At 71.7% G+C, this 19,523-nt stretch carries 15 protein-coding genes and 1 pseudogene; 11 read left to right on the forward strand and 5 right to left on the reverse strand.

Going from position 1 to position 19,523, the window contains the following annotated elements; genetic code table 11:
• Nucleotides 1-61: 61 nt before the first annotated feature.
• Both H297_RS0114075 and H297_RS36270 read right to left on the reverse strand, forming a co-directional pair.
• A complete protein-coding gene (locus H297_RS0114075) occupies nucleotides 62-403 on the reverse strand; it encodes a YrhK family protein (RefSeq protein WP_078514039.1) in 342 nt (113 codons plus the stop codon).
• A 27-nt stretch (nucleotides 404-430) separates the two neighbouring features.
• Nucleotides 431-1,399 carry a helix-turn-helix transcriptional regulator gene (locus H297_RS36270; protein ID WP_078514041.1) on the reverse strand — a complete coding sequence of 323 codons (969 nt, stop codon included), beginning with the start codon at nucleotides 1,397-1,399 and terminating at the stop codon, nucleotides 431-433.
• Between the two features lie 75 nt (nucleotides 1,400-1,474).
• Here H297_RS36270 and H297_RS0114085 point away from each other — a divergent pair, with 75 nt between their 5' ends.
• A complete protein-coding gene (locus H297_RS0114085) occupies nucleotides 1,475-1,780 on the forward strand; it encodes a 4a-hydroxytetrahydrobiopterin dehydratase (protein WP_027737587.1) in 306 nt (101 codons plus the stop codon).
• 92 nt (nucleotides 1,781-1,872) lie between these two features.
• Here the strand turns inward: H297_RS0114085 and H297_RS0114090 are convergent, their stop codons facing one another.
• Both H297_RS0114090 and H297_RS0114095 read right to left on the reverse strand, forming a co-directional pair.
• A complete protein-coding gene (locus H297_RS0114090; RefSeq protein WP_027737588.1) occupies nucleotides 1,873-2,709 on the reverse strand; it encodes an aldo/keto reductase in 837 nt (278 codons plus the stop codon).
• Nucleotides 2,710-2,855: 146 nt separating this feature from the next.
• A complete protein-coding gene (locus tag H297_RS0114095) occupies nucleotides 2,856-4,682 on the reverse strand; it encodes a long-chain fatty acid--CoA ligase (protein ID WP_027737589.1) in 1,827 nt (608 codons plus the stop codon).
• 535 nt (nucleotides 4,683-5,217) lie between these two features.
• Between H297_RS0114095 and H297_RS0114100 the strand changes: the two are divergent.
• A pseudogene (locus H297_RS0114100) lies at nucleotides 5,218-5,397 on the forward strand (helix-turn-helix domain-containing protein); the annotation flags it as partial.
• 121 nt (nucleotides 5,398-5,518) lie between these two features.
• A complete protein-coding gene (locus H297_RS36275; protein WP_078514068.1) occupies nucleotides 5,519-6,631 on the forward strand; it encodes a bile acid:sodium symporter family protein in 1,113 nt (370 codons plus the stop codon).
• Nucleotides 6,632-6,797: 166 nt separating this feature from the next.
• On the opposite strand, the gene fdhD is transcribed toward H297_RS36275, so the two are convergent.
• Nucleotides 6,798-7,640: a formate dehydrogenase accessory sulfurtransferase FdhD gene (fdhD, locus tag H297_RS0114110; protein ID WP_027737591.1), complete on the reverse strand. Its 843-nt coding sequence runs from the start codon at nucleotides 7,638-7,640 to the stop codon at nucleotides 6,798-6,800.
• Between the two features lie 212 nt (nucleotides 7,641-7,852).
• On the opposite strand from fdhD, the gene H297_RS0114115 reads away from it, so the two are divergent.
• The 8 genes from H297_RS0114115 (at nucleotide 7,853) to H297_RS0114150 (ending at nucleotide 19,518) form a co-directional block, all read left to right on the forward strand.
• Nucleotides 7,853-9,034 (forward strand): ROK family transcriptional regulator, encoded by a 1,182-nt coding sequence (locus H297_RS0114115; protein WP_027737592.1) that lies wholly within the window; start codon nucleotides 7,853-7,855, stop codon nucleotides 9,032-9,034.
• 295 nt (nucleotides 9,035-9,329) lie between these two features.
• Nucleotides 9,330-10,850: a sugar ABC transporter ATP-binding protein gene (locus tag H297_RS0114120; protein WP_037794068.1), complete on the forward strand. Its 1,521-nt coding sequence runs from the start codon at nucleotides 9,330-9,332 to the stop codon at nucleotides 10,848-10,850.
• Between the two features lie 88 nt (nucleotides 10,851-10,938).
• Nucleotides 10,939-11,955, forward strand: coding sequence for an ABC transporter permease subunit (locus H297_RS0114125; RefSeq protein ID WP_027737594.1), 1,017 nt, complete (start codon nucleotides 10,939-10,941; stop codon nucleotides 11,953-11,955).
• The gene (locus H297_RS0114130; RefSeq protein ID WP_027737595.1) at nucleotides 11,952-13,016 is read left to right on the forward strand and encodes a substrate-binding domain-containing protein; all 1,065 of its coding nucleotides are present in this window, start codon (nucleotides 11,952-11,954) and stop codon (nucleotides 13,014-13,016) included. Before H297_RS0114125 ends, H297_RS0114130 begins: the two co-directional genes overlap by 4 nt.
• A 166-nt stretch (nucleotides 13,017-13,182) precedes the next feature.
• Nucleotides 13,183-14,379, forward strand: coding sequence for a Gfo/Idh/MocA family protein (locus tag H297_RS0114135; RefSeq protein ID WP_027737596.1), 1,197 nt, complete (start codon nucleotides 13,183-13,185; stop codon nucleotides 14,377-14,379).
• Nucleotides 14,380-14,387: 8 nt separating this feature from the next.
• Entirely contained in the window at nucleotides 14,388-15,386 is a 999-nt protein-coding gene (locus tag H297_RS0114140; RefSeq protein ID WP_027737597.1) for a sugar phosphate isomerase/epimerase family protein, read from the forward strand.
• Between the two features lie 308 nt (nucleotides 15,387-15,694).
• A complete protein-coding gene (locus tag H297_RS0114145; protein WP_027737598.1) occupies nucleotides 15,695-18,157 on the forward strand; it encodes a PQQ-dependent sugar dehydrogenase in 2,463 nt (820 codons plus the stop codon).
• A gap of 14 nt (nucleotides 18,158-18,171) precedes the next feature.
• Nucleotides 18,172-19,518, forward strand: coding sequence for a ThuA domain-containing protein (locus H297_RS0114150; protein ID WP_051351814.1), 1,347 nt, complete (start codon nucleotides 18,172-18,174; stop codon nucleotides 19,516-19,518).
• Nucleotides 19,519-19,523 lie beyond the last annotated feature (5 nt).

The following is a 19,523-nucleotide window of genomic DNA, read 5'->3' on the forward strand; positions in this document are numbered from 1 at the left end:
CTACACCCGCTCTCCGGGACATCCCCCAGGCGGCAACTCCGGGGGTTCCCGTAGGGGAGGGTCAGTAGTCCTGGTCGGAGTCGGTCAGGCCGCCGGTGTCGCTGTGCATGCGCTGGAGGTGGAGCTGTCGGGCGAGCCGGATCGCGGGCCGGATCATCAGCTCCACGCTGCCGAGGACGAAGCACCAGGTGCCGGTCCGGGTCCACGCGGGAGAGAAGAACATGATGCTGCCGATCAGGAACCAGAGGGCGATCAGCGCGTCGTTGACGATTCCGGCCGCCTCGTAGCGCTGTCGGACGACGAGTTCCTCGCGTCCGACGTGCAGGGTGAGGCTGCCGGGGTGGCGGTGGGGCGCACTCTCCTGCGGGGACTCGTGCGGGTTCTCGTCCGGATTCTCGGGCACGGCACCGACGCTAGTGGAGCTGTGCGGTCACGGCGCGGTACGACGGGCCGGGGCGGCGCGGCCCGAGGGACTGCGGCGGTCCGGAGCCGTGTGGCGCGTCGGGTGGCCCGTCTCTTTGCCGGGCCGGTGCCCGAGCGCCTGCTGCTCGGAGAGCGCCTTGGCGGTGGCCGGGTCGGCAGGCAGGAACGTCTCCACGGCCAGCTCGGAGACGGTGACGTCCAACGGGGTGTTGAACGTGGCGACGGTGGAGAGGAACGCGAGGGTACGGCCCCCGCGGTCGATGACCAGGGGCAGCGCGAAGCGGGGTGCGGCCCCCTGGTCCTGCGGTGCTTCCCCCTCGCTGCCGGACGCGGATCGGCTTCCGGAACCGGCGCCGCGGTCGGCTGCGGCAGCCGTGCCGTCGCCGGCGAGCGGATAGGCCGCCACCTCGTCGTGCAGCGCGCGCAGTGCGGGTGAACGGTGCAGTGCCAGCTGCCGGCCCATCTGGTGCAGCAGATGGCCGCGCCACTCGGGAAGGTTGCGGATGCGCGGCGCCAGGCCCTGCGGGTGCAGGGTGATCCGCATGGCGTTCAGCGGGGCCTCCAGCAGGTGTGCGGCGACGCCGTCCAGGAGCGCGGTGATGCCCCGGTTGGCGGCCACCACCGTGTAGAGGCCGTCCATCACCAGCGCCGGGTAGGGCTCGTAGGCGGCGACCATCTGCTCCAGGGCGGCCCGCACCTGGCCGAGCGACGGGTCGTCCAGCGGCGTCGCGGGAAACGCGGGCGCGAAGCCCGCGGAGAGCAACAGGGTGTTGCGTTCGCGTACGGGCACGTCCAAGGTGGCCGCCAGTTTCAGCACCATCTCCCGGCTGGGGGCGGTGCGGCCGGTCTCGATGAAGCTGATGTGGCGGGCCGAGGAGTCGGCACGCAGCGCCAGTTCGAGCTGGCTGAGGCCGGCGCGCTCGCGCCAGTCCCGCAGCAGCACGCCGATCGCGGGCGCTTCCGTCGGAGCGGTCATGGGACCAGACGGTAACCGATGGCGCGTGGCAGGCTGGGCGCGAGAACCCTCGTCGTCGAACGGAAGGAAGGCCCCATGGCGCCGCAGCCGCTGACTCCCGAGGAGACCGAGCAGGCACTGGCCGGTCTTCCGCACTGGACGACCGACGGCGACAGCCTCTCCCGTTCCTACTCGCTGTCCGGGCACCTCCCGGCCGCGGCCATGGCCGTGCACGTCGCTGCGATCCAGGAGGAACTCGACCACCACTCCGAGCTGACGCTCGGCTACAACTCGCTGTCCGTCACGGTCAGCACCCACAGCGTCGGCGGCAGGATCACCGAGCTCGACGTGGCGCTCGCCCGGCGCATCGAACAGATCGCACCGGGCCACGGCGCGAGCTGACGCCCGGTCCGCCACGGTACGAGCTGCCCACGCGTGGCCCGGCGCCCGAGGAGGGACCGGGCCACGCGTAGCGGCGGGGACTGCGGCCGGGGTCAGCCCTGCCAGTTCATGGTGTCCGGGTCGGGGCCGATCCGGGTGTCGGTGTTCAAGGCGGCGACCTGGGCCATGTCCTCGCCGGTCAGCTCGAAGTCGAACAGGTCGATGTTCTCCCGTACGCGGGAGGGGGTGACCGACTTCGGGATCACCACGTTGCCGAGCTGGAGGTGCCAGCGCAGCACCACCTGGGCGACCGTCTTGCCGTGCTTGCTCGCGATGCCGGCCAGCGTCGGGTCGTCGAGCAGGTCACCGCCCTGGCCGAGCGGGGACCAGGCCTCGGTGGCGATGCCGTGGTCGGCGTGGTAGGCGCGGGGCACCGACTGCTGGAGCCGGGGGTGCAGCTCGATCTGGTTGACGGCCGGAACCGTGCCGCCCAGCTCGATCAGCTTGTTCAGGTGCGCGGGCTGGAAGTTCGAGACGCCGACGGCGCGGGCGCGGCCGTCCGCGTAGATCTTCTCGAAGGCGCGCCAGGTGTCCTCGTACTTGTCGACGTCCGGCATCGGCCAGTGGATCAGGTAGAGGTCCACGAAGTCGAGGCCGAGCTTGGCCAGTGAGGCGTCGAAGGCGCGCAGGGTGGTGTCGTACCCCTGATCGGCGTTCCACAGCTTGGTGGTGACGAACAGCTCGTCGCGGGCCAGGCCCGACGCGGCGAGGGCGCGCCCTACGCCTTCCTCGTTCTCGTACGCCGCGGCCGTGTCGATGCTGCGGTAGCCGGACTCCAGCGCCGTGGTCACCGCCGTGGCCGCCTCGTCGGCGGGCACCTGCCAGACGCCGAAGCCGAGCTGCGGCATCTCGACGCCGTTGTTGAGCGTGGTGGTGGGAACGTTGCTCACGGAGGGGTCCTTACCTTGTCGCGGGTTCATGTTCTTACGCCCCTGGGCCAACGATCAGCACCGGCGATCTGTTCCACGACCGCTCGCGCCGCCCGCTCGCCCCGTCACGGGGTACCCCTCGTCGGCGTGCTCTATCCCCGCGCAGGTCAGCCCCGGTACAGCGCCTCTATCTCGGTGGCGTACGCCGCCTCGATCGCCGCCCGCTTCAGCTTCAGCGACGGCGTCAGCAGCCCGTCCTCCTCCGTGAAGGGGCGGGCCAGGATGCGGAAGGTGCGGATGGACTCGGCCTGCGAGACCTGGGTGTTCGCCGCGACGACCGCCCGGCGCATCTCCCGCTCCAGATCGTCGTCCTGCAGCAGCTCGGCGGGGCCCAGCTCCGGCTTCTCGCGCATCGCCAGCCAGTGCTGCACCGCCTCCTCGTCCAGGGTGAGCAGCGCCGACACGTACGGCCTGTCGTTGCCCAGCACGATGCACTGGCCGATCAGGGGGTGCTCGCGTACCCGGTCCTCCAGCGGGCCGGGGGAGACGCTCTTGCCGCCGGAGGTCACCAGGATCTCCTTCTTGCGGCCGGTGATCGTCAGATAGCCGTCCCCATCCAGCGTCCCCAGGTCGCCGGTGGCCAGCCAGCCGTTGCGCAGGGTGCCCTGGCTGGCGTGCGCGTTGTTCAGGTAGCCGCCGAAGATCTGCCCGCCGTGCAGCAGGACCTCACCGTCCTCGGCGATCCGCACGGTGGTGCCCGGTACCGGCTGTCCGACCGTGCCGAAGCGAGGGCGTTCGGGCGGGTTGGCGACGGCGGCGGCGGTCGTCTCCGTCAGCCCGTACCCCTCGAAGATCCGCATGCCCGCACCGTCGTAGAAGAGCCCCAGCCGCCGCTCCATGGCCGAACCGCCCGACATCGCGTACCGGCAGCGGCCGCCCATCGCGTCGCGCAGCTTGGCGTAGACGAGCTTGTCGTAGACCTGGTGCTGCATCCGCAGTGAGGTGCCCGGGCCCGAGCCGGTGCCGAAGGCCTTGTGCTCGACGGCCTCCGCGTAACGGACGGCCACCTCCACGGCCTTCTCGAACGGCCCGAGCTTGCCCTCGGCCTCGGCCTTGCGGCGGACGCTCTGGAAGATCTTCTCGAACAGGTGGGGTACCGCCTGGATGAAGGTGGGGCGGAACGTGCGCAGGTCGGGCAGCAGCGCCTTGGCCGTCATCTCCGGCTGGTGCCCCAGCTTGATCCCGCCGCGCACCGCCGCCACCTCCACCATGCGGCCGAAGACGTGGGTGAGCGGCAGGAACAGCAGCAGCGAGCCCTGCTGGCCGTGCTTGGCGTTGAAGACCCGGTCGTAGCGGGCCACGATGTTGTCGGTCTCGGCCATGAAGTTGGCGTGGGTGAGCACGCAGCCCTTGGGGCGGCCGGTGGTGCCGGAGGTGTAGATGACGGTGGCGGCGGTCTCCGGGGTCAGCGCCCGCCGGTGCCGGTGCACGATCTCGTCGTCCAGGTGGGCGCCCGCGGCGAGGATCTCCGTCATGGCGCCGGCGTCCAGCTGCCACAGCTTCTTCAGCCGCGGCAGCCCGTCGACGACCGAGCCGACGGTCATCGCGTGGTCCTCGTGCTCGACCACCGCCGCCGTCACCTCGGCGTCGTGCAGCATCCAGGCGACCTGTTCGGCCGAGGACGTCGGGTAGACGGGGACGGGCTGCGCACCGATCGACCACAGCGCGAAGTCCAGCAGCGTCCACTCGTAACGCGTACGGGACATCAGCGCCACGCGGTCCCCGAAGCGGACACCCTGGGCCAGCAGACCCTTCGCGACCGCGACGATCTCGTCGCGGAACCGGGCCGCGGACACCTCCTGCCACTGGCCGTGCGCGTCCTTGCGCGCCAGCAGCGGCAGCTCGGGGCGCTCCTCCGCGTGCGCGAAGACGGCGTCGGCCAGCCCGCCCACCTGGGGCTCCGTCACAAGGGCTGGAACGGTGAACTCGCGCAAAGACTCTGCTCCTCGACTGCACAGCGCCGCTTGGGGCGGCGCGAGTGACCGTATCCGATGGGTGAGCATGATCGGCAGGGAGTCCGCGCAGGTCAGTCGGTCAATTGAGGACAGTTCGGCGGTGTGCGGGCGGATCGCCGCCAAGTCGTCGCCCGACCCACCGGATTTCTGCACCGAACCTTCGCGAGGCCGCAACGTGGCCCACCGGTCCTTCGCGAAAGCAGGCGACGGACGGGGGCGTCGGGGACCGGTTTCGGCCACGGCGAGAGCCGTCCCGGCCGCGACGCCGGTCGGCTCCCTGCCGCGCTTCCCGTCTCCACCTGGCCAGGGCACATAAGTACAAGACGGGCGGACGGCAGCACCGGCACCCTCGCCGCATGAGTGAACCATGAGTGAACACAGCGCCGAGATCGCGCACGGTGTGCGCGTGGTCCGCGACGGCCCCCGGCAGGCACCGCCACTGCTGCTCGTCCACGGCTCGGGAGGCTCGGGAGGCTCGGGCGGTCCGTGGGGCCCGGTGGTCCCGGCGCTCGACCGTGTCCAGCTCGGCATCACACCGAAGCGCGCGGCCCGGCTGGTGCGGTTCGACCACGCCGCCCACCTGCTGGCCGCAGGGCACGCCGCCGGTGCCGCGACCGGGAGCGGCTACGCCGACCAGTCCCACCTCCACCGCGAGGTCAAGGCGTTCACCGGGCTGACGCCCACCGGCCTCGCCACCGGCCAGGTGGTCCGGCCCTGCGGGAGCGGGGCCGGAAACCTCCCCTGACGCAGCACGGGCAGGGGGCCGGCAGGAAGCGTACGGAAACGCTCTTCCGTCCAGCGGTATGTTGGTGCACATGCGCCGCCTCGCCCGACTTCTGGACCCCTACATCCTGCTGCTGGTGGCCACGGTGCTGGTCGCCGTGCTGCTCCCCGCCTCCGGGGCCGCCGCCCAGGGCTTCGGCTGGGCCACCAAGATCGCGGTAGGGCTCATCTTCTTCCTGTACGGCGCCCGGCTGTCCACCCGCGAGGCTCTGGACGGGCTCAGCCACTGGCGGCTGCACCTGGCCGTGCTGCTGTCCACCTTCGTGCTCTTCCCGCTGTTCGGACTGGCCTCCTACGCCCTCGTCCCGCACGTGCTCACCCCGCAGTTGCAGAACGGGCTGCTCTTCCTCTGCCTCGTCCCCTCCACCATCCAGTCCTCGATCGCCTTCACCGCCATCGCCCGGGGCAACGTTCCGGCCGCCATCTGCGCCGGCACCTACTCCAGCCTCGTCGGTGTCCTCGCCACCCCGCTGCTGGCCGCGTGGTTCATCGGCGGGCAGGCGGCGCTGTCGGCCTCCGGTCTGGTGGAGATCGGCTGCCAGTTGCTCGCGCCGTTCCTCGCGGGCCAGTTCCTGCGCCGCTGGCTCGCGGGCTTCCTGACGCGGCACAAGCAGGTGCTCGGGTACGTCGACCGCTCCTCGGTCCTCCTTGTCGTCTACACCGCTTTCAGCCAAGGCATGACGGAGGGCATCTGGGGGCGGGTCACCCCGGTGCGGCTGCTGTCGTTGCTGGGCGTCGAGGCCGTCCTGCTGGCCCTGATGCTGGCCGTCACCTGGTTCGGCTCCCGCCGGCTCGGCTTCGACCGCCCCGACCGGCTCGCCATCTGCTTCGCCGGCTCCAAGAAGTCCCTGGCCGCCGGGCTGCCCATGGCCAGCGTCCTGTTCGGCGCCGAGGCCGCCGTCGCGGTGCTGCCGCTGATGCTCTTCCACCAGATGCAGTTGATGGTCTGTGCCTACCTTGCCCGTCGCTGGGCGCCGTCCGAGGAAGTCGGGGAAGCCGAGGAAGCCGGGGCAACCGGGACGGAGGACGGCCCCGCGGGTGCCGCGCCGCATGCGGCGGCGGAACCGGGGAGCAAGGCGGCCCCGGGACGGGCCGGCTCCGCGCCGCCGCAGGGTGACCCGCGGGCGGCCACCCTGCGCGGATGACGGCCACCGGAGACTCCGGCGCCGAGGCCGACCGCGCTCTCCGCCCGCCCTGGCGGACCTGCCCCGCACCGCCTTCCGGCGCCTCGGCAGAACCGGCGGAACCGGCGAGGGGGTCATCGGCCGCGCGCCGTACGCCGCCTTCGATCCGGCCGGACCGTACGGGAACTCAGCCGGCGCCCACCGGCAGGGCGAGCCGGTGGGCGCCCGCGTAGACGTTCATCGAGGAACCGCGCAGGAAGCCGATCAGCGTCAGCCCCGCCTCCTCGGCCAGCTCCACCGCCAGCGACGAGGGCGCGGAGACGGCGGCAAGCACCGGTACGCCCGCCATCACCGCCTTCTGCGCCAGTTCGAACGAGGCCCGGCCCGAGACCATCAGCAGCGCCTCCCGCAGGGGCAGCGCTCCACTCCGCAGGGCGTTTCCCACCAGCTTGTCCACGGCGTTGTGGCGGCCCACGTCCTCCCGTACGTCGAGCAGTTCGCCCTCCGGCGAGAAGAGCGCGGCGGCATGCAGCCCTCCGGTGCGCTCGAAGACCCGCTGCGCCGCACGGAGCCGGTCCGGCAGCGCCGCGAGCAGCTCCGTTCCCAGCCCGGTGGGGCGGCCGGTGTCCACCTGCCAGCGCGCGGTCGTGCGCACGGCGTCCAGGCTGGCCTTGCCGCACAGTCCGCACGAGGACGTGGTGTAGACGTTGCGTTCCAGCGCGATGTCCGGGACGGGGACGCCCGCGGCGAGCCGCACGTCCACCACGTTGTAGGTGTTGCCGCCCTCGTCGCGGGCGCCGCCGCAGTAGGCGATGGTGGCCACCTCGTCCGCCGCGCCGACGACGCCCTCGCTGACGAGGAAGCCGGCCGCCAGCGCGAAGTCGTCACCGGGGGTGCGCATGGTGACGGCCAGGGGTTTCCCGTTCAGCCGGATCTCCAGCGGTTCCTCCGCCACCAGGGTGTCGGGCCGCGTGCTGACGGCTCCGTCCCGTACCCGGATGACGGGCCGTCGCTCGGTCACCCTGCCCATGTCAACTCACCTCCGTGGTGCCGACCCTACGTGAGGGGTGCCCCGGCGTCGGCGGGGCATCCGGGTCGGCGCTTTGTCCATTCACGGGAAAAAGTCGAACTGGTTCATGCATAACTTCTTTCCAACCCGGGCGAGCGCTGCTACGTTCCCCGTACATTCCCGGATGTGACCCGATGCCGGAACAGGCGGCTGGAGGGGGAGCGGTGAGGCGCATGACAGCACGGCCCGCGAACGCGCACCAGGCGCGGCTGCTCCGCCTGCTGCGCGACGGCGGTCCGAGGTCGCGCGCCGAACTCGGCGACCGCGTGGACCTGTCCCGCTCCAAGCTGGCCGTCGAGGTCGACCGGCTGCTGGAGACGGGGCTCGTCGTCGCCGACGGCCTGGCCGCCTCACGGGGCGGCAGGCGCTCGCACAACATCCGGCTCGCTCCGCAACTGCGCTTCCTCGGCGTCGACATCGGGGCGACCTCCATCGACGTCGCCGTCACCAACGCCGAGCTGGAGATCCTGGGCCACCTCAACCAGCCCATGGACGTGCGGGAGGGACCGGTCGCCGTCTTCGACCAGGTGCTCGCGATGGTCGCCAAGCTGCGGGACACCGGCGTGGCCGAGGGCTTCGACGGGGCGGGCATCGGGGTGCCGGGGCCCGTCCGCTTCCCGGAGGGCGTGCCGGTCGCACCGCCGATCATGCCGGGCTGGGACGGCTTCCCCGTGCGGGAGGCGCTCAGCCAGGAACTGGGTTGCCCGGTGATGGTCGACAACGACGTGAACCTGATGGCCATGGGGGAGATGCAGGCCGGAGTGGCCCGCTCCGTGCGGGACTTCTTCTGCGTCAAGATCGGCACCGGTATCGGCTGCGGCCTCGTCGTCGGCGGCGAGGTCCACCACGGCACCACCGGCAGCGCCGGCGACGTCGGGCACATCCAGGTGGAGCCCGAGGGGCGCCAGTGCGCCTGCGGCAACCGCGGCTGCCTGGAGGCCTACTTCGGCGGCGCCGCCCTGGCCCGCGACGCGGAGGAGGCGGCCCGGCAGGGGGAGTCCTCGGAACTGGCCCGGCTGCTGGAGCAGCACGGCCGCCTCACTGCCGCGGACATCGCCGCTGCGGCCTCCGCAGGGGATGCCACCTCGCTCAACCTCATCCGCGAGGGCGGGGCCCGGGTGGGCCAGGTCATCGCGGGCCTCGTCAGCTTCTTCAACCCGAGTCTCGTCGTCATCGCGGGCGGCGTCACCGGGCTCGGCCACACCCTGCTGGCCAGTATCCGTACCCAGGTCTACCGCCAGTCGCTGCCCCTGGCGACCGGCAACCTGCCCATCGTCCTGGGCGAGTTGGGGCAGGTCGCGGGGGTGACGGGCGCGGCCCGGCTCACCAGCGACCACCTCTTCTCGCCCGTGTAGGGCGCCCGGCGGCCCCGGCACCACCGCCGGCGGAACAGGCGCCACCAGCACCACCGCGCATCGCACGCACGCATCCGCACCGGAGCACCAGGCGCCACCGCACCAGCACCGCTCTGCACCAGCACCGCAGCAACGCCACTGCACCGTACCGACGTCGCTGCTCCGCTCGGCGCGACCGCACCGCACCGGTACCACCGCCCCACCCCGTACGTACGACCGCACAGCGCAGCGCACCGCTTCCCCGCACCGCCCGCACAGCGAACTCCCCGTACGCCCCCTGGGACGGAGGTCCTGCATGCCCTTGCTGACGATGTCCGGCATCACCAAGAGCTTTCCCGGAGTCCGGGCGCTCGACGGTGTGGACCTCGACGTGGCGGAGGGAGAGGTCCACTGCCTGCTCGGCCAGAACGGCGCCGGCAAGTCCACGCTGATCAAGGTCCTGTCCGGCGCGCACCAGCCCGACGAGGGGCGGATCACCTGGCGCGGCGAGCCGGTGCGGCTGCCCACCCCGGTCTCCGCCATGCGGCTGGGCATCGCCACCATCTACCAGGAGCTCGACCTGGTCGAGCATGTCTCGGTGGCCGAGAACGTCTTCCTCGGTCACGAGGTCGCCACCCGCGGCCTGGTGCGGTCCCGCGAGGCACGCGACCGGACCGCCGAGCTGCTGGCCCGGCTCGGGCACCCGGAGATCGACCCGGGCACCCTCGTCGGGTCCCTGTCCGCAGCCGGGGCACAGATCGTCTCCATGGCCCGCGCCCTCTCGCACGACGTACAGCTGATCATCATGGACGAGCCGTCCGCCGCGCTCGACCCCGACGAGGTCGACAACCTCTTCCGCATCGTCGAGAGCCTGACCGCGGCGGGGGTGGCTGTCGTCTACATCTCGCACCGGCTGGAGGAGATCCGCCGCATCGGCGACCGGGTCTCCGTCCTCAAGGACGGCCGCGTCGTCGCCCGCGACCTGCCCGCCCGCACCACCCCCACCGACGCCCTCGTCGCCCGGATGACCGGCCGGGACGTGCAGTACGCCTTCCCGGACAGGCCCGGCGACCGACCCGGCACCGCGCCGGGCGGCCCGCGCGCCGAGCCGGTGCTGCGGGCCGAAGGACTGGCCCGCAGCGGCGAGTTCGCCCCGCTCGACCTGGAGCTGCGGCCCGGCGAGATCGTCGGCCTCGCCGGACTGGTCGGCTCGGGACGCTCGGAGATCCTGGAGACGCTCTACGGGGCGCGCAGGCCCACCGCGGGCCGGGTGCTGGTGGACGGCAGACCGCTGCGGCCCGGCAGCGTCCCGGCCGCGGTGCGCGCCGGCATCGGGCTGGCGCCCGAGGAGCGCAAGTCGCAGGCGCTGCTGATGCTGGAGTCGGTCACCCGCAACGTCTCCGTCTCCTCCCTGCCCCGGTTCGCCCGCGGCGGCTGGCTCGACCGGGCCCGTGAGCGGACCGCCGCCCACCGGCACACCCGCGATCTGGCGCTCCACCCCGACGATCCGGAGCGGGCGGTGCGCACCTTCTCCGGCGGCAACCAGCAGAAGGCCGTGCTCGCCCGCTGGCTGCTGCACGGCTGCCGGGTGCTGCTGCTGGACGAGCCCACCCGCGGCGTGGACGTCGGGGCCCGCGCCGAGCTGTACGCCGTCATCCGGCGGCTCGCCGACGAGGGGGTGTGCGTCCTGCTCGTCTCCAGCGAACTGCCCGAGGTCCTCGGCCTCGCCGACCGGGTGCTGGTCCTGCGGGAGGGCCGCGTCGTGCACGAGGCCCCGGCCCGCGAACTGGACGAGCACCGGGTGCTCGACCTCGTCATGGAAGGCGCCCCGGCGTGAGGCAGCACCGCCCTCAAGGCGGGCCCGCACCCGGCGCCGCCGACGCGCAGCACCCACCGGCCCACTCCGCCCCCAGAGGTGACCGCAGATGAACGCAGAAGCCCCTGCCAGCGTGGCCGGCAGGCCCACACCGCCGCAGGTGAAGAAGAAGGAACCCCCGGCCCCGCGCCGGGCGCGGTTCGACGTACGGCAGCTCTCGCTGGTCGGCGTGCTGATCGCCCTCGCGGTCGTCGGCGCGCTCACCAAGCCCGACGAGTTCCTCGCGGCGGAGAACCTCCGCCTGATCCTGACCCAGGCCTCCGTCATCGGCGTCGTCACCGTCGGCGTCACGTTCGTGATCATCGGGGGTGGCATCGACCTGTCCGTCGGTGCCATCGTCGCGCTCGCCTCCGTGTGGGCGACGACCGTGGCCACACAGGACTTCGGCCTCGGCGGCATGCTGGCGTGCAGCCTGCTGGTGGGCGTCGGCTGCGGCCTGGTCAACGGGCTGCTGATCGCCTACGGGCCGATGGTGCCGTTCATCGCGACGCTGGCCATGCTGGCCTCGGCACGCGGGCTGGCGCTGCAGATCAGCGACGGCAACACCCAGGTCGTCAAGGTCGACTCCGTCCTCGACCTCGGCGTCAAGGACTCCTACGTGCTGGGCGTCCCGCCGATCGTGCTCGTCTTCGCCGCGGTGTGCGTCCTCGGCTGGCTGGTGCTCAACCGCACCACGTTCGGCCGCCGCACGGTGGCTGTCGGCGGCAACGCGGAGGCCTCCCGGCTGGCGGGGATCGCCGTCAAACGGCAGCGGCTGCTGCTTTACCTGCTGTCCGGGCTGTGCTGCGGCATCGCCGCGTTCCTGCTGATCATCCTGACCGGATCCGGCCAGAACACCAACGGCAACCTCTACGAGCTCGACGCCATCGCCGCGGCCATCATCGGCGGCACGCTGCTCAGCGGCGGCCGGGGCACCATCCTCGGCTCGGTCCTCGGTGTCCTGGTCTTCACGACCATCACCAACCTGTTCGCCCTCAACAACCTCCAGACGGACATCCAGCAGATCGCCAAGGGCGCGATCATCGTCGCGGCCGTCCTGGTCCAGAAGGGTCGTTCCACCACATGAGAGACAACGCCGAGAACCCACGCGTCCCATGGGCGGCCACCAGCCGCAGAAGCATGCTCTTCGGTACGGCGGCGGGGGCGGCCCTGCTGGCCACCGGCTGCACCAGCAACGAGAACGACGGCGAGCCGGAGTCGGCCGGTGCCGACGTCGCCGACTCCAAGCCCGGCAAGAAGGTCACCGTCGGCTTCGCGGGCCCGCAGGCCGACCACGGGTGGCTGAACGCCATCACCACCCAGGCCAAGAACCGCGCCAAGAAGTACCAGGACGTCCGCCTGGTGGCCACCGAGGGCTCCAACGACAACGCCACCCAGGTCGGCCAGGTCGAGACGCTGATCAACAAGAAGGTCGACGTGCTCGTCGTGCTGCCCGCCGACGGCAAGGCCCTCACCCAGGCGGGGCTCAAGGCGATGCGTGCCGGGATCCCGGTGGTCAACCTCGACCGGATCTTCTCCACCCAGCAGGCCTACCGCTGCTGGATCGGCGGCGACAACTACGGCATGGGCCTCAACGCCGGTCGCTACATCGGTGAACAGCTCAAGGACAAGAAGAACGCCAAGGTCGTCGAGCTGGCCGGCATCGACAACCTGGAGCTGACCCGGCAGCGCACCAAGGGGTTCGACGACGCGCTCAAGAACTACCCCAACATCAAGAAGGTGGCCCGGCAGGCGGCGGAGTTCACCGTCGAGTCGGGGCAGCAGAAGATGTCCGCGCTGCTACAGGCGCAGAAGAGCTTCGACGCCCTGTGGAACCACGACGACGACCAGGGCGTCGGTGCCGAGCGCGCCATCAAGCAGGCCGGCCGCGACGAGTTCATCATGGTCGGCGGCGCCGGCTCCAAGCGCGTGATGGAGGCCATCAAGAAGGACGACAGCGTCGTGAAGGCGACCGTCCTCTATCCGCCCACCATGGCCGCCTCCGCCATCGACCTGGCCCGCGCGCTGGGCCAGGGCAAGGGCATCGCCGGCATGGCCGAGTACGAGATCCCGGCGCAGGTCACCCTCTACTCGGCCGTGGTGACGAAGAAGAACGTCGACGAGTACCTCCCGATCGGCTTCACCTGACGGGCCGGCCCGGCCGGCCGCACCCGGCTGCCGGGCCCCCGGACCGTTGACGCAGATGGGAACCCCCGGACGCCGTCCCGCCGCCCGACCGCGGCGGGGCACCGTCCCGCTGCCGCACCGCGGCAGCCGGCGTCCGGGGCCGCGACCCCGTAAAGGGAGGACCTTCATGCCGTACGACAGCACCGCGCCCGCCACCGCACCGCCCCTGGGCGTGGGCATGGTCGGCTACGCCTTCATGGGCCAGGCCCACTCGCAGGGCTGGCGCACCGTGGGCCGGGTCTTCGACCTGCCGCTGACCCCCGCCCTGGCGGCCGTGTGCGGGCGCGACCCGGCCGCCGTACGCACGGCTGCCGGACGCCTGGGCTGGGCAGCGGCCGAGACCGACTGGCGCGCCCTGATCACCCGCGACGACGTCCAGTTGGTGGACGTGTGCACCCCGGGCGACAGCCACGCCACCATCGCCATCGCCGCCCTGGAGGCGGGCAAGCACGTGCTGTGCGAGAAGCCGCTCGCCAACACCGTCGCCGAGGCCGAGGCCATGGTTGCCGCCGCCCGGGACGCACGTGAACGCGGCCAGATCGCCATGGTCGGCTTCAACTACCGCCGCACCCCGGCGCTCGCGCTCGCCCGCCGCATGGTGGCGGGCGGCCGCCTGGGCGAGCTGCGGCACGTACGGGTCAGCTACCTCCAGGACTGGCTGGTCGATCCCGCCTTCCCGCTCGCCTGGCGGCTCCGCAAGGAGAACGCCGGCTCCGGCGCCCTCGGCGACCTGGGGGCGCACGCCATCGACATCGCCCAGCACCTGGCCGGCTCCCTGCTGGCAGGCGTCTCCGCGCAGACGGAGACGTTCGTGCGGGAGCGCCCGTTGCGTGAGGGCGCCCCCGACGGAGAGCGGGGGCAGGTCACCGTGGACGACGCGGCGCTGTTCACCGGCAAGCTGGCCGGTGGGGCGCTGGCCTCCTTCGAGGTCACCCGCGTCGCCGCGGGCCGCAAGAACGCGCTCCGCGTCGAGCTGAACGGCACCCTGGGCTCGCTCGCCTTCGACCTGGAACGCCTCAACGAGCTGGAGTTCCACGACCACACGGAGGCGGCCGGTGAGGCCGGGTTCCGCCGCATCCTGGTCACCGAGCCCGACCACCCGTACATGGAGGCCTGGTGGCCGCCCGGGCACGGACTCGGCTACGAGCACACCTTCGCCCACCAGGCCCGCGACCTGGTGCACGCCATCGCGACGGGCGCCCAGCCGGCCCCCTCGTTCGAGGACGGGCTCCAGGTGCAGCGGGTGCTGGCCGCCGTGGAGGACAGCGCCCGCAAGAACAGCGTCTACACGCCCGTCGAGGACCCGACCCCGCCCGCCGCCTAGGAGGCACCGTGGCACGCAAGTTCACCCTCTTCACCGGCCAGTGGGCGGACCTCCCGCTGGAGGAGGTCTGCCGGCTGGCCCGCGACTTCGGTTACGACGGCCTCGAACTCGCCTGCTGGGGCGATCACTTCGAGGTGGACAAGGCGCTGGCCGATCCCGGGTACGTGGACGGGAGGCGCGCCCTGCTGGAGAAGTACGGCCTGGAGTGCTGGGCCGTCTCCAACCACCTCACCGGTCAGGCCGTCTGCGACAACCCCATCGACGAGCGGCACCAGGCCATTGTCGCGCCCCGCATCTGGGGCGACGGCGATCCGGAGGGCGTGCGGCAGCGGGCGGCCGAGGAGATGAAGGACACCGCGCGGGCTGCCGCCGCGCTCGGTGTGCACACCGTCATCGGCTTCACCGGCTCCTCGATCTGGCACCTGGTGGCCATGTTCCCGCCCACCCCGCCGCAGATGGTCGAGCGCGGATACGAGGACTTCGCCGAGCGCTGGAACCCGATCCTGGACGTCTTCGACGCCGAGGGGGTGCGCTTCGCCCACGAGGTGCACCCCAGCGAGATCGCCTACGACTACTGGACCACGCACCGGGCCCTGGAAGCGGTCGGCCACCGGCCCGCCTTCGGGCTCAACTTCGACCCGTCCCACTTCGTGTGGCAGGACCTGGACCCGGCCGGCTTCCTCTACGACTACCGGGACCGGATCTACCACGTGGACTGCAAGGAGGCCCGCCGCCGGCTGGACGGACGCAACGGCCGGCTCGGCTCCCACCTGCCCTGGGGCGACCCGCGGCGCGGCTGGGACTTCGTCTCCGCGGGGCACGGCGACGTCGCCTGGGAGGACGTCTTCCGGATGCTGCGGGCCATCGGGTACGAGGGTCCGGTGTCCGTCGAGTGGGAGGACGCCGGCATGGACCGGCTGGCCGGCGCCCCGGAGGCGCTGGCGCGTCTGCGGGCGTACGACTACGAGCCGCCGAGCGCGTCGTTCGACTCCGCCTTCGGCAACTGACCCTTCCGGCCTGCTCCGGCCTGCCTCCCCGGGGCAGGGCGGAGCGGGGAGAGCCTGCGGATCCGAGCTTTGTCCACCCACTGGACATTCCAACACCGGTACGCGTCAAAGGGGTTCCCGCCCCCGACAAACGCCGCTACGGTCCAGAAGACGTCCCGGACATCACCGCACAACGCAACACGGCACAGCGCAACACAGCACAACACAGCGCAACACAGCGCACGCAGTACGGCACGGCACGGCACAGAGCGACGGCACCCCACCACCCGCACCCGTCACATCCCCGGACCTCCCAGGAGGGATCCGCTGTGCACACCCGACACCACAGACTCCGCCAGGGACTGGCGTCCCTCGCGAGCGCACTCCTCATCGCCGGCGCCGCGACAGCAGGCGCACAGGCCGCATCCGCCCCCGCCACGCCTCCCGCGAAGAGCGCGAACGGCGCGCAGAGCGCTGCCGCAAGCGAGTTCCAGCAGGTCACGCTCGCCAAAGGCGTGGAGGAGATGGGCGAGCCGATGACGATGGCGGTGCTCCCGGACCGCTCCGTCCTGCACACGGCCCGCGAAGGCACCCTGCGGCTGACCGACGAGAAGGGCGACACCAAGGTCGCCGGCACCCTGGATGTCTACAACCACGACGAGGAGGGGCTCCAAGGCGTCGGCGTCGACCCCGGGTTCGAGCAGAACCGGTTCGTCTACCTCTACTACGCACCCCCGCTGGAGACCCCCCAGGGCGACGCCCCGGACACCGGCACGGCCGAGGACTTCAAGAAGTTCGAGGGCGTCAACCGGCTCGCCCGGTTCGTGCTGACGGAGGACGGCACCCTCGACAAGGCGAGCGAGAAGAAGATCCTGGACGTCCCCGCCGACCGCGGCACCTGCTGCCACGTCGGCGGCGACATCGCGTTCGACTCCAAGGGCAACCTGCTGCTGTCCACAGGGGACGACTCCAACCCGTTCCAGTCGGACGGCTACACCCCGATCGACGACCGCGCCGACCGCAACCCTGCCTTCGACTCCCGGCGTGGGGCGGGCAACAGCAACGACCTGCGCGGCAAGATCCTGCGCATCAAGGTCGCGGACGACGGCTCCTACACCGTCCCCGACGGCAACCTCTTCCCCGAGGGCACGGACAAGACGCGGCCCGAGATCTACGCCATGGGCTTCCGCAACCCCTTCCGGATGACCGTCGACAAGAAGACCGACACGGTCTACGTCGGTGACTACGGACCGGACGCGGGCACCGCCGACCCGGACCGCGGCCCCGCGGGCCAGGTCGAGTTCGACCGCGTCACCGAGGCCGGCAACTTCGGCTGGCCCTACTGCACCGGTGACAACGACGCCTACACCGACTACGACTTCGCCACCGGCACCTCCGGCGAGAAGTTCGACTGCGCCGCCCCCAAGAACACCTCGGCCCGCAACACCGGGCTCACCGACCTGCCCCCGGCGCACGCCGCGTGGATCGCCTACGACGGCCCGTCGGTGCCCGAGTTCGGTGACGGCTCCGAGTCGCCGATGGGCGGCCCCGTCTACCGCTACGACGAGAACAACGACAGCCCGGCGAAGTTCCCGAAGGAGTTCGACGGCGACTTCTTCGCCGGCGAGTTCGGCCGCCAGTGGATCAAGCGGATCGAGCAGGGCGAGGACGGCGAGGTCACCAAGATCAACGACTTCCCGTGGTCCGGCACCCAGGTCATGGACATGGACTTCGGCCCCGACGGCGCCCTCTACGTCCTCGACTACGGCACCGGCTACTTCAACGGCGACGAGAACTCCGCGCTCTACCGGATCGAGAACGCCACCGAGGGCCACAGCCCCGTCGTCGAGGCCGGCAGCGACGTCAGCGACGGACAGGCACCGCTCAAGGTCGCCTTCACCTCGAAGGTGAGCGACGAGGACGGCGACGACACCAAGCTGAACTGGGACTTCGGCGACGGCGCCACCTCCACCGAGGCCGACCCCAGCCATACGTACGAGGCCGACGGCACCTACACCGCGACCGTGACCGCCGAGGACCCCACAGGCCGCACCGGTTCGGCCAGCGTGCACGTCACCGTCGGCAACACGGCACCCAAGGTGGAACTCGAAATCCCCGCCGACGGGCAGCCGTTCACCTTCGGCGACGAGGTGCCCTTCGAGGTGCAGGTCACCGACCCCGAGGAGTCCGAGATCGACTGCTCCAAGGTCGAGGTCAACTACATCCTCGGACACGACAGCCACGGCCACCCGATGACCTCCGCGAAGGGCTGCAAGGGCACCCTCAAGACCCAGGCCGACGGTGACCACGACCCGAACGCCAACATCTTCGGCGTCATCGACGCGTCGTACACCGACAACGGCGCGAACGGCCAGCCCCCGCTGACCAGCCACGGCCAGAGCATCCTGCAGCCCAAGCACCGTCAGGCCGAGCACTTCACCACCTCCGCCGACGGCGTCACCGTCGGCAGCCCGGAGGGCGCCGAGGGCGGCAAGGCCGTCACCGGCGCGCACAACGGCCAGTGGATCGCCTACGACCCGTACGCCCCCACCGGCGTCACCGAGCTCACGGCCCGCGTGGCCGGCAAGGCCGACGGTGCCGTGGAGGTCCACGCCGACGCGCCCGACGGCCCGCTGCTGGGCACCGCGAAGGTCTCCGCGAGCGACGGCTGGAGTGAGGTGAGCACCGACGTCACCGGCGTACCCGAGGACGCGGGCAAGCTCTACCTCGTCTTCACCGGCGGTGAGGGAGACCTCTTCGACCTGGACAGCTTCACCGTCACCACCGGATGAGAGGAGGCAGGCCCATGACCGGACACGGCAGACACCGCGCCCGCCTCACCCTGGCGGCCGCCGCGCTCCTCACCGGAGCGTTCGCGGTCCCCGGTCAGGCGGCACAGCAGCCCGACCGCGCGGCAGACGGCGAGCGGGTGCTCGTCTTCTCCAAGACGGCCGGCTTCCGCCACGACTCCATCCCCGACGGCATCGCCGCGATCCGACAGCTCGGCACCGAGCACGGCTTCACCGTCGACGCGACCGAGGACGCCGCCACCTTCACCCCCGAAGAACTCGCCGGATACGACGCCGTCGTCTTCCTCTCCACCACCGGCGACGTGCTCGACCAGCCGCAACAGGAGGCGTTCGAGCACTACATCGGCGACGGCGGCGGCTACGTCGGGGTGCACGCCGCCGCCGACACCGAGTACGACTGGGACTGGTACGGGGGCCTGGCCGGCGCCTGGTTCTCCTCCCACCCGGCGGTCCAGCCCGCCACCATGGAGATTGAGGACCGCGGCCACCCGGCCACCGCCCACCTGGACGAGAGCTGGGAGCGCACCGACGAGTGGTACGACTACCGCTCCAACCCGCGCGAGCACGCCCACGTCCTGGCCACCCTCGACGAGGGCTCCTACACCGGCGGCACCATGGGTGAGGACCACCCCTTCGCCTGGTGCCAGGAGTACTCCGGCGGCCGGGCCTTCTACACCGGCGCGGGACACACCAAGGAGTCCTACACCGACCCGGCCTTCCGGCAGCACCTGCTGGGCGGCATCCAGTACGCCACCGGAGCCGTACAGGCCGACTGCCGTCCGGAGAGCGGCTACACACCGCTGTACGACGGCCACGGGCTGGACGGATGGAAGCAGGCGGGGCCCGGCTCGTTCGAGGAGAGCGAGGACGGGACGCTCACCAGCAGCGGCGGCATGGGCCTGCTCTGGTACGGCGAGCGGGAGTTCTCCTCGTACTCGCTCAAGCTGGACTGGAGGACGGCGAGCGCCGACGGCGACGACAACTCCGGTGTCTTCGTCGGCTTCCCCGCCTCCGACGACCCCTGGTCGGCCGTCGACAACGGCTACGAGATACAGATCGACGCCACCGACGTCGACGAGAGGACCACCGGCTCCGTGTACGGCTTCCAGTCGGCGGACCTCGCCGCCCGGGACGCCGCGCTCAACCCGCCGGGGGAGTGGAACACCTACGAGATCCGCGTCGAGGGCGAACGCCTGCGGATCCACCTCAACGGTGTGCTCGTCAACGACTACACCAACACCGATCCCGCACGCAGCCTCACCGACGGCCACGTAGGGCTGCAGAACCACGGGGACGGCGACGAGGTGGCGTTCCGCAACGTCCGCGTCCGCGAACTGGGCTGAGGCCC

The organism is Streptomyces sp. CNT360, from assembly GCF_000424785.1.